The organism is Mesorhizobium sp. P2_E9 (assembly GCF_056403815.1).
Genome location: NZ_JBFUET010000017.1, coordinates 176,085 through 183,678, shown reverse-complemented (window position 1 = coordinate 183,678; position 7,594 = coordinate 176,085). Strand labels below are relative to the sequence as shown.

Genomic DNA, 7,594 nt, shown 5'->3' with positions numbered 1-7,594 from the left:
CATCCTGACCAAGGACGAAGGTGGCCGTCACACGCCGTTCTTCACCAACTACCGTCCGCAGTTCTACTTCCGCACGACGGACGTGACCGGCATCGTGTCGCTGCCGGAAGGCACCGAGATGGTCATGCCTGGCGACAACATCACGGTCGATGTCGAGCTGATCGTGCCGATCGCCATGGAAGAGAAGCTGCGCTTCGCCATCCGTGAAGGCGGCCGCACCGTCGGTGCCGGCATCGTCGTCACCATCAAAGAGTAATTTGGACTTAAACCGATCTGTCGCGGGCGCGGAAGTTGCCCGCGCCGCGCCAGAACAAGGAAGTGACGCATGAACGGACAGAATATCCGCATCCGCCTGAAGGCGTTTGATCACCGCGTGCTCGACGCCTCGACGAAGGAAATCGTGTCGACGGCCAAGCGCACCGGTGCCAACGTCCGCGGCCCCATTCCGCTGCCGACGCGGATCGAAAAGTTTACGGTCAACCGGTCGCCTCACGTCGACAAGAAGAGCCGCGAGCAGTTCGAGATGCGCACGCACAAGCGTCTGCTCGACATCGTCGATCCGACCCCGCAGACCGTCGATGCTTTGATGAAGCTCGATCTGGCCGCCGGAGTCGACGTCGAGATCAAGCTCTAAGGGAATGAGAGCGCGGTAAGGGGCGGTGCCCCTGGCCCGGAACTCTAAAGGAATTGAACCGATGCGTTCAGGTGTGATTGCAAAAAAGGTGGGAATGACCCGCATCTACAACGATGCCGGGGAACATGTTCCCGTCACCGTTCTCCAGATGGAGAACTGCCAGGTCGTAGCGCAGCGCACGCAGGAGAAGAATGGCTACACCGCCGTTCAGCTCGGCGTTGGCCTCGCCAAGGTGAAAAACACGTCGAAGGCGATGCGCGGCCATTTCGCGACCGCTTCCGTCGAGCCGAAGGCGAAGGTCGCCGAGTTCCGCGTCTCCGCCGACAACATGATCGATGTCGGCGCCGAGATCACCGTCGAGCACTTCGTCCCCGGCCAGAAGGTCGATGTGACGGGCACGACGATCGGTAAGGGTTTCCAGGGCGTCATCAAGCGCCACCACATGGGTGGTGGCCGTGCGACGCACGGTAACTCGGTCTCGCACCGTACGCACGGTTCGACCGGCCAGCGTCAGGACCCGGGCAAGGTGTTCAAGGGCAAGCATATGGCTGGCCACATGGGCGATACCCGCGTCACCACACAGAATGTCGAGATCGTTTCGACCGACGCCGATCGCGGCCTGATCCTGATCCGCGGTGCGGTTCCCGGATCGAAGGGCGCCTGGATCCTGGTCCGCGATGCGGCCAAGGTGGCACTGCCGGCCAATGCGCCGAAGCCTGCCGCGATCCGCGCCGTTGCCAAGAACGAGGCTCCGGCCGCAGAGGGAGCAGAATAATGGATCTCAAGATCACAACGCTCGGCGGTAAAGACGCCGGCAAGGTGGAACTCTCCGACGGGATTTTCGGCCTTGATCCGCGCGAGGACATCCTGCAGCGCGTCGTGCGCTGGCAGCTTGCCAAGAAGCAGCAGGGCACGCACAAGGCCAAGGGTCGCGCCGAAATCGCGCGCACCGGCGCCAAGATGTACAAGCAGAAGGGTACGGGCCGCGCCCGTCACCATTCGGCACGCGCTCCGCAGTTCCGCGGCGGCGGCAAGGCCCACGGCCCGGTCGTTCGCAGCCATGAGCATGAACTGCCCAAGAAGGTTCGTGCGCTTGGCCTCAAGCATGCTCTCTCGGCCAAGGCCAAGAGCGCGTCGATCATCATCATCGACGAGCTGAAGCTGACCGAGGCCAAGACGAAGGCGCTGATCGCGAATTTCGCGACGCTGGGCCTGACCAACGCCCTGGTGATTGGCGGCGCCGAGCTTGACAAGAACTTCAAGCTGGCAGCCACCAACATCCCCAACATCGACGTGCTGCCCATCCAGGGCATCAACGTCTACGACATTCTGCGCCGCGGCACGCTGGTCCTTTCGAAGGCCGCCGTCGAGGCTCTCGAGGAGCGCTTTAAATGACCGACCTTCGTCATTACGACGTGATCGTCTCGCCGGCGATCACCGAAAAGTCGACCATGGCCTCCGAGCAGAACCAGGTCGTCTTCAATGTCGCCAAAAAGGCGTCGAAGCCGGAAATCAAGGCCGCCGTCGAAGCGCTGTTCGGCGTCAAGGTGATGGCCGTGAACACGCTTGTCCGCAAGGGCAAGATCAAGCGCTTCCGCGGCACGATCGGCCGCCAGAGCGACGTCAAGAAGGCGATTGTGACGCTGGCCGATGGCCAGTCGATCGACGTCGCGACGGGTCTCTGAGCAAGGCCGCGAGGACAGAACAATGGCACTGAAAAAATTCAACCCGGTAACGCCGAGCACCCGCCAGCTGGTCATCGTCGACCGCTCGGGCCTCTACAAGGGCAAGCCCGTCAAGGGTTTGACCGAGGGCCTGACCAAGTCGGGCGGCCGCAACAATCACGGTCGTATCACCGCCCGCTTCATCGGTGGTGGTCACAAGCGTTCGTACCGCATTATCGACTTCAAGCGTCGCAAGTTCGACGTTGTCGGAACGGTCGAGCGTATCGAGTATGATCCGAACCGCACCGCCTTCATCGCGCTGATCAAGTATGATGATGGTGAGCTGTCCTACATCATTGCTCCGCAGCGTCTGGCTCCCGGCGACAAGATCGTGGCCGGTGAATCGGTAGACGTGAAGCCGGGCAACGCGATGCCGCTGGCCTCGATGCCGGTCGGCACCATTGTCCACAACATCGAGCTGAAGCCGGGCAAGGGCGCTCAGGTCGCTCGTTCGGCAGGCGGCTACGGCCAGCTGGTCGGTCGTGACCAGGGCATGGCGATCCTGCGCCTCAATTCGGGCGAGCAGCGTGTCGTTCACGGCTCCTGCATGGCCACCGTCGGTGCCGTGTCCAATCCGGACCATGGCAACATCAACGACGGCAAGGCCGGCCGCACGGTTTGGCGTGGCAAGCGTCCGCACAATCGCGGCGTGACCATGAACCCGGTTGACCACCCGCATGGCGGCGGCGAAGGCCGCACCTCCGGTGGTCGTCATCCGGTCAGCCCGTGGGGCAAGCCGACCAAGGGCAAGAAGACGCGGTCCAATAAGGCGACCGACAAGTTCATCCTGCGCTCGCGCCATCAGCGCAAGAGCTAAGAAGAGGTAACGCCAAGTGACTCGTTCTATTTGGAAAGGCCCCTTCATCGACGGCTACCTTCTCAAGAAGGTGGATAAGGTTCGTGAAGGTGGTCGCAATGAGGTGATCAAGATGTGGAGCCGTCGCTCCACCATCCTGCCGCAGTTCGTCGGCTTCACCTTCGGTGTCTATAACGGCCAGAAGCATGTTCCTGTTGCGGTTAACGAGGACATGGTCGGTCACAAGTTCGGTGAATTCGCTCCGACCCGGACCTATTACGGTCACGGCGCGGATAAGAAGGCGAAGAGGAAATAATCATGGGCAAGGCCAAAGCTCCGCGCAGGCTTGCTGACAACGAAGCGCGCGCCGTATTGCGCACGATCCGTATCAGCCCGCAGAAGCTGAACCTCGTTGCCGCGCTGATCCGCGGCAAGAAGGTCGCGACAGCGCTTTCCGATCTCGAATTCTCGGCCAAGCGGATTTCCGGCACGGTCAAGAAGACGCTTGAGTCGGCGATTGCCAACGCGGAAAACAACCACGACCTGGACGTCGATGCGCTGATCGTGGCGGAAGCCTATGTCGGCAAGTCGATCGTCATGAAGCGGTTCCATGCCCGTGGCCGTGGTCGCGCCAGCCGTATCGAGAAGCCGTTCTCGCACCTCACGATCGTCGTACGTGAAGTCGAAGAAAAAGGGGAGGCCGCATAATGGGCCAGAAAGTCAATCCGATCGGTCTTCGCCTCGGCATCAACCGCACCTGGGATTCGCGCTGGTTCGCGAACACCGGCGAGTACGGCAAGCTGCTGCATGAGGACATCAAGATCCGCAAGTATCTTGAGAAGGAACTCAAGCAGGCCGCGATCTCCAAGGTCGTGATCGAGCGCCCGCACAAGAAGTGCCGCGTCACCATCCACGCCGCGCGCCCGGGTCTGATCATCGGCAAGAAGGGCGCCGACATCGAGAAGCTTCGCAAGAAGCTGATGGAGATGACGAAGTCCGAGACGCACCTCAACATCGTTGAAGTGCGCAAGCCGGAAATCGACGCGACCCTGGTCGCCCAGTCGATCGCCCAGCAGCTCGAGCGTCGTATCGCGTTCCGTCGCGCCATGAAGCGCGCCGTCCAGTCGGCGATGCGCCTCGGTGCCGAAGGCATCCGCATCAACTGCGCCGGCCGTCTTGGTGGCGCCGAGATCGCGCGCATGGAATGGTATCGTGAAGGCCGCGTGCCGCTGCATACGCTGCGCGCCGATGTCGACTACGGCACGGCTGAAGCGCATACGGCTTACGGTATCTGCGGCGTCAAGGTCTGGGTATTCAAGGGCGAGATCCTCGAGCACGATCCGATGGCTTCGGAGCGTCGCGCGACCGAGGGTGATGCTGCGCATGGCGGTGGTGGTGATCGCGAACGCGGTCGTCGTCGCGAAAACGCCTGAGACATTTAGGAATTTGGAGTTAGAACGATGCTGCAGCCAAAGCGCACAAAGTTCCGCAAGCAGTTCAAGGGCCGTATCCATGGTACCGCAAAGGGCGGCACCAACCTGGATTTCGGTGGTTTCGGGCTGAAGGCGCTTGAGCCGAACCGCGTCACCGCGCGTGAGATCGAGGCGGCCCGCCGCGCGATCACGCGTGAAATGAAGCGTGCCGGCCGCGTCTGGATCCGTATTTTCCCAGACGTGCCGGTCACCTCGAAGCCGACCGAAGTCCGCATGGGTAAGGGCAAGGGCGCGGTCGACTACTGGGCGGCGCGCGTCAAGCCGGGCCGCATCATGTTCGAGATCGACGGCGTCAATGAAGAAACCGCCCGTGAGGCGCTGCGTCTCGGCGCGGCCAAGCTCTCGGTCAAGACGCGCTTCGTACAGCGCATCGCAGAATAGGACGGGCTGATCATGAAAGCCGAAGACATCCGTACCAAGACCCAGGATCAGCTGACCGACGACCTGGCCAGCCTGAAGAAGGAGCAGTTCAACCTGCGCTTCCAGAAGGCCACCGGCCAGCTTGAGAAGACCGCGCGCGTGAGACAGGTCCGTAAGGACATTGCGCGCATCAAGACCATCGCTGCGGAAAAGTCCGCGGCTAAGAAGGCTTAAGGACGAAAACCATGCCAAAGCGCATTCTGCAGGGCACCGTCGTCAGCGACAAGAACGAGAAGACGGTTGTCGTCAAGGTCGAACGGCGCTTCACGCATCCCGTGATGAAGAAGACCGTGCGCATGACCAAGAAGTACAAGGCGCACGACGAGAACAACGCCCACAAGGTTGGCGATCAGGTGTTCATCCAGGAATCGAAGCCGATTTCCAAGGATAAGCGCTGGATCGTCGTGTCTTCGGACCAGGCGTAAACAAACGAATTTTGGACAGACCGGGGAGGGGCTTCGAGCCTGTCCCGTTAGAAAAGAAGAAGGCGGCCAGTCATGATTCAGATGCAAACAAACCTCGACGTGGCGGATAATTCCGGCGCGCGTCGTGTCATGTGCATCAAGGTGCTGGGCGGCTCGAAGCGGAAATACGCTTCCGTGGGCGACATCATCGTGGTGTCCATCAAGGAAGCCATTCCGCGCGGCCGCGTTAAGAAGGGCGATGTGATGAAGGCGGTCGTGGTTCGCACGGCCAAGGACATCCGCCGCCCGGACGGCAGCGTGATCCGTTTCGACAAGAACGCGGCCGTTCTCGTCGACAACAAGAAAGAGCCGATCGGCACGCGTATCTTCGGACCGGTTCCGCGCGAACTCCGCGCCAAGAACCACATGAAGATCATCTCGCTCGCGCCTGAAGTGCTGTAAGGAGCCGGACCAATGCAAAAGATTAGAAAAGGCGACAAAGTCGTCGTGCTGGCCGGCAAGGATAAGGGCCGTTCGGGCGAAGTCCTGTCGGTTCAGCCGAAGGATGACACCGCGCTGGTGCGCGGCGTCAACATGATCCGTCGTCACCAGAAGCAGTCCCAGTCCCAAGAGGGCGGGATCATCACCAAGGAAGCGCCGATCCAGCTGTCGAACATCGCGTTGGCCGACCCCAAGGATGGCAAGCCGACCCGCGTCGGTTTCATCTTCCAGAAGGACGGCAAGAAGGTGCGCGTCGCCAAGCGCTCGGGAGAAGTCATCAATGGCTAAGTCTCAAACCAAGCAGGCGACTGCAACCAACACGCCGCGCCTCAAGCAGGTCTACAACGAGACCATCCGCAAGGCGCTGCAGGAGCAGTTCGGCTACGACAACGACATGCAGGTTCCGCGCCTCGACAAGATCGTGCTGAACATGGGTGTCGGCGAAGCGACCGCAGACTCGAAGAAGCCTTCGGTTGCAGCCGAAGACCTGGCGATGATCGCCGGCCAGAAGGCCGTCGTCACCCGCGCCCGCAATTCGATCGCTGGCTTCAAGGTCCGCGAGAACATGCCGATCGGCGCCAAGGTCACGCTGCGCAAGGAACGTATGTACGAGTTCCTCGACCGCCTCGTGAACATCGCGCTGCCACGCGTCCGCGACTTTCGCGGACTGAACCCCAAGAGCTTCGATGGCCGTGGCAACTACGCCATGGGCATCAAGGAGCACATCGTGTTCCCGGAGATCAACTACGACAAGGTTGATCAGATCTGGGGCATGGACGTCATCGTTTGTACGACTGCGAAGACGGACGACGAAGCCAGGGCATTGCTCAAGGCTTTCAACTTCCCCTTCCGCCAGTAACGGCAGCGAGAAAAGGAAAAATCTGAAATGGCAAAGACCAGCTCAGTCGAGAAGAACAACAGGCGCCGCAAGCTTGCCGACCAGTACGGTCCCAAGCGCGCTGCCCTGAAGGCGATCATCATGGATCAGTCCAAGCCGATGGAGGAGCGCTTCCGCGCTCAGCTCAAGCTTGCCGCCATGCCGCGCAACTCGGCCAAGATCCGCATCCGCAACCGCTGCGAAGTCACCGGCCGCCCGCGTGCCTACTATCGCAAGCTCAAAGTATCGCGCATCGCGCTTCGTGATCTCGGCAATAACGGCCAGATCCCGGGCCTGGTCAAGTCGAGCTGGTAAGGAGGACATAATATGTCATTGAGCGATCCTCTCGGCGATATGCTGACCCGCATCCGCAACGCATACGGCCGCAAGAAGTCGAGTGTCTCGACGCCGGCCTCACGTTTGCGCACCCGCGTCCTCGACGTGCTGAAGGCTGAAGGCTATATCCGCGACTACAGCCAGACCGACTTCGACAACGGCAAGTCCGAAATCGAAATCGAGCTGAAGTATTTCGACGGTGCGCCGGTCGTGCGCGAAATCGCCCGCGTCTCGAAGCCGGGCCGCCGCGTTTACGTCTCGGCCAAGTCGATCCCGCACGTCGCCAACGGCCTCGGCATCGCCATCCTTTCGACGCCGAAGGGCGTGATGGCCGATCACGAAGCACGCGAACAGAACGTCGGTGGCGAGATCCTCTGCCAGATCTTCTGATCTGGCAGCTGACCCGCAA

At 61.2% G+C, this 7,594-nt stretch carries 17 protein-coding genes; all 17 read left to right on the top strand.

Annotated elements, in window-relative coordinates; genetic code table 11:
* Positions 1-256 (top strand): EF-Tu C-terminal domain-related protein (locus AC1D05_RS27920; protein ID WP_477246636.1); only part of this gene is annotated, 256 nt, incomplete at its 5' end.
* A gap of 69 nt (positions 257-325) precedes the next feature.
* Positions 326-634 carry a 30S ribosomal protein S10 gene (gene rpsJ, locus AC1D05_RS27915; RefSeq protein WP_010909272.1) on the top strand — a complete coding sequence of 103 codons (309 nt, stop codon included), beginning with the start codon at positions 326-328 and terminating at the stop codon, positions 632-634.
* 61 nt (positions 635-695) lie between these two features.
* Positions 696-1,409, top strand: a complete 714-nt coding sequence (gene rplC, locus AC1D05_RS27910) for a 50S ribosomal protein L3 (protein ID WP_477444958.1) — start codon at positions 696-698, stop codon at positions 1,407-1,409.
* Positions 1,409-2,029, top strand: a complete 621-nt coding sequence (gene rplD / locus AC1D05_RS27905; protein ID WP_015317984.1) for a 50S ribosomal protein L4 — start codon at positions 1,409-1,411, stop codon at positions 2,027-2,029. Before rplC ends, rplD begins: the two co-directional genes overlap by 1 nt.
* Positions 2,026-2,319: a 50S ribosomal protein L23 gene (locus tag AC1D05_RS27900; RefSeq protein ID WP_010909275.1), complete on the top strand. Its 294-nt coding sequence runs from the start codon at positions 2,026-2,028 to the stop codon at positions 2,317-2,319. The genes rplD and AC1D05_RS27900 overlap by 4 nt, the downstream gene beginning before the upstream one ends.
* Before the next feature lie 22 nt (positions 2,320-2,341).
* Complete coding sequence (rplB, locus tag AC1D05_RS27895) at positions 2,342-3,175, top strand: 50S ribosomal protein L2 (RefSeq protein WP_172229142.1); 834 nt, start codon at positions 2,342-2,344, stop codon at positions 3,173-3,175.
* A gap of 16 nt (positions 3,176-3,191) precedes the next feature.
* Positions 3,192-3,470 (top strand): 30S ribosomal protein S19, encoded by a 279-nt coding sequence (gene rpsS, locus AC1D05_RS27890; RefSeq protein WP_027044977.1) that lies wholly within the window; start codon positions 3,192-3,194, stop codon positions 3,468-3,470.
* Between the two features lie 2 nt (positions 3,471-3,472).
* Positions 3,473-3,862: a 50S ribosomal protein L22 gene (gene rplV, locus AC1D05_RS27885; RefSeq protein ID WP_006205462.1), complete on the top strand. Its 390-nt coding sequence runs from the start codon at positions 3,473-3,475 to the stop codon at positions 3,860-3,862.
* Entirely contained in the window at positions 3,862-4,587 is a 726-nt protein-coding gene (gene rpsC, locus AC1D05_RS27880; protein ID WP_023672753.1) for a 30S ribosomal protein S3, read from the top strand. The genes rplV and rpsC overlap by 1 nt, the downstream gene beginning before the upstream one ends.
* Positions 4,588-4,614: 27 nt before the next feature.
* Positions 4,615-5,028 (top strand): 50S ribosomal protein L16, encoded by a 414-nt coding sequence (gene rplP, locus AC1D05_RS27875; protein WP_013531427.1) that lies wholly within the window; start codon positions 4,615-4,617, stop codon positions 5,026-5,028.
* A 12-nt stretch (positions 5,029-5,040) separates the two neighbouring features.
* Entirely contained in the window at positions 5,041-5,241 is a 201-nt protein-coding gene (gene rpmC, locus AC1D05_RS27870; RefSeq protein ID WP_006205459.1) for a 50S ribosomal protein L29, read from the top strand.
* A gap of 11 nt (positions 5,242-5,252) precedes the next feature.
* Entirely contained in the window at positions 5,253-5,492 is a 240-nt protein-coding gene (gene rpsQ / locus AC1D05_RS27865; protein ID WP_010909280.1) for a 30S ribosomal protein S17, read from the top strand.
* A 72-nt stretch (positions 5,493-5,564) separates the two neighbouring features.
* A complete protein-coding gene (rplN, locus tag AC1D05_RS27860) occupies positions 5,565-5,933 on the top strand; it encodes a 50S ribosomal protein L14 (protein ID WP_006205457.1) in 369 nt (122 codons plus the stop codon).
* A gap of 12 nt (positions 5,934-5,945) precedes the next feature.
* The gene (rplX, locus tag AC1D05_RS27855; RefSeq protein ID WP_006205456.1) at positions 5,946-6,260 is read left to right on the top strand and encodes a 50S ribosomal protein L24; all 315 of its coding nucleotides are present in this window, start codon (positions 5,946-5,948) and stop codon (positions 6,258-6,260) included.
* Positions 6,253-6,831: a 50S ribosomal protein L5 gene (gene rplE, locus AC1D05_RS27850; protein ID WP_172229140.1), complete on the top strand. Its 579-nt coding sequence runs from the start codon at positions 6,253-6,255 to the stop codon at positions 6,829-6,831. Before rplX ends, rplE begins: the two co-directional genes overlap by 8 nt.
* 27 nt (positions 6,832-6,858) lie before the next feature.
* Positions 6,859-7,164 carry a 30S ribosomal protein S14 gene (gene rpsN / locus AC1D05_RS27845; protein ID WP_013895695.1) on the top strand — a complete coding sequence of 102 codons (306 nt, stop codon included), beginning with the start codon at positions 6,859-6,861 and terminating at the stop codon, positions 7,162-7,164.
* A gap of 12 nt (positions 7,165-7,176) precedes the next feature.
* Positions 7,177-7,575 carry a 30S ribosomal protein S8 gene (gene rpsH / locus AC1D05_RS27840; RefSeq protein ID WP_006205453.1) on the top strand — a complete coding sequence of 133 codons (399 nt, stop codon included), beginning with the start codon at positions 7,177-7,179 and terminating at the stop codon, positions 7,573-7,575.
* Positions 7,576-7,594 lie beyond the last annotated feature (19 nt).

What these genes read in the sequence shown, in the direction of transcription:
- rpsJ (WP_010909272.1), top strand. Translation starts at nt 326, where the DNA reads ATGAACGGACAGAATATCCGCATCCGCCTGAAGGCGTTTGATCACCGC.
- rplC (WP_477444958.1), top strand. Translation starts at nt 696, where the DNA reads ATGCGTTCAGGTGTGATTGCAAAAAAGGTGGGAATGACCCGCATCTAC.
- rplD (WP_015317984.1), top strand. Translation starts at nt 1,409, where the DNA reads ATGGATCTCAAGATCACAACGCTCGGCGGTAAAGACGCCGGCAAGGTG.
- AC1D05_RS27900 (WP_010909275.1), top strand. Translation starts at nt 2,026, where the DNA reads ATGACCGACCTTCGTCATTACGACGTGATCGTCTCGCCGGCGATCACC.
- rplB (WP_172229142.1), top strand. Translation starts at nt 2,342, where the DNA reads ATGGCACTGAAAAAATTCAACCCGGTAACGCCGAGCACCCGCCAGCTG.
- rplV (WP_006205462.1), top strand. Translation starts at nt 3,473, where the DNA reads ATGGGCAAGGCCAAAGCTCCGCGCAGGCTTGCTGACAACGAAGCGCGC.
- rpsC (WP_023672753.1), top strand. Translation starts at nt 3,862, where the DNA reads ATGGGCCAGAAAGTCAATCCGATCGGTCTTCGCCTCGGCATCAACCGC.
- rplP (WP_013531427.1), top strand. Translation starts at nt 4,615, where the DNA reads ATGCTGCAGCCAAAGCGCACAAAGTTCCGCAAGCAGTTCAAGGGCCGT.
- rpmC (WP_006205459.1), top strand. Translation starts at nt 5,041, where the DNA reads ATGAAAGCCGAAGACATCCGTACCAAGACCCAGGATCAGCTGACCGAC.
- rpsQ (WP_010909280.1), top strand. Translation starts at nt 5,253, where the DNA reads ATGCCAAAGCGCATTCTGCAGGGCACCGTCGTCAGCGACAAGAACGAG.
- rplN (WP_006205457.1), top strand. Translation starts at nt 5,565, where the DNA reads ATGATTCAGATGCAAACAAACCTCGACGTGGCGGATAATTCCGGCGCG.
- rplX (WP_006205456.1), top strand. Translation starts at nt 5,946, where the DNA reads ATGCAAAAGATTAGAAAAGGCGACAAAGTCGTCGTGCTGGCCGGCAAG.
- rplE (WP_172229140.1), top strand. Translation starts at nt 6,253, where the DNA reads ATGGCTAAGTCTCAAACCAAGCAGGCGACTGCAACCAACACGCCGCGC.
- rpsN (WP_013895695.1), top strand. Translation starts at nt 6,859, where the DNA reads ATGGCAAAGACCAGCTCAGTCGAGAAGAACAACAGGCGCCGCAAGCTT.
- rpsH (WP_006205453.1), top strand. Translation starts at nt 7,177, where the DNA reads ATGTCATTGAGCGATCCTCTCGGCGATATGCTGACCCGCATCCGCAAC.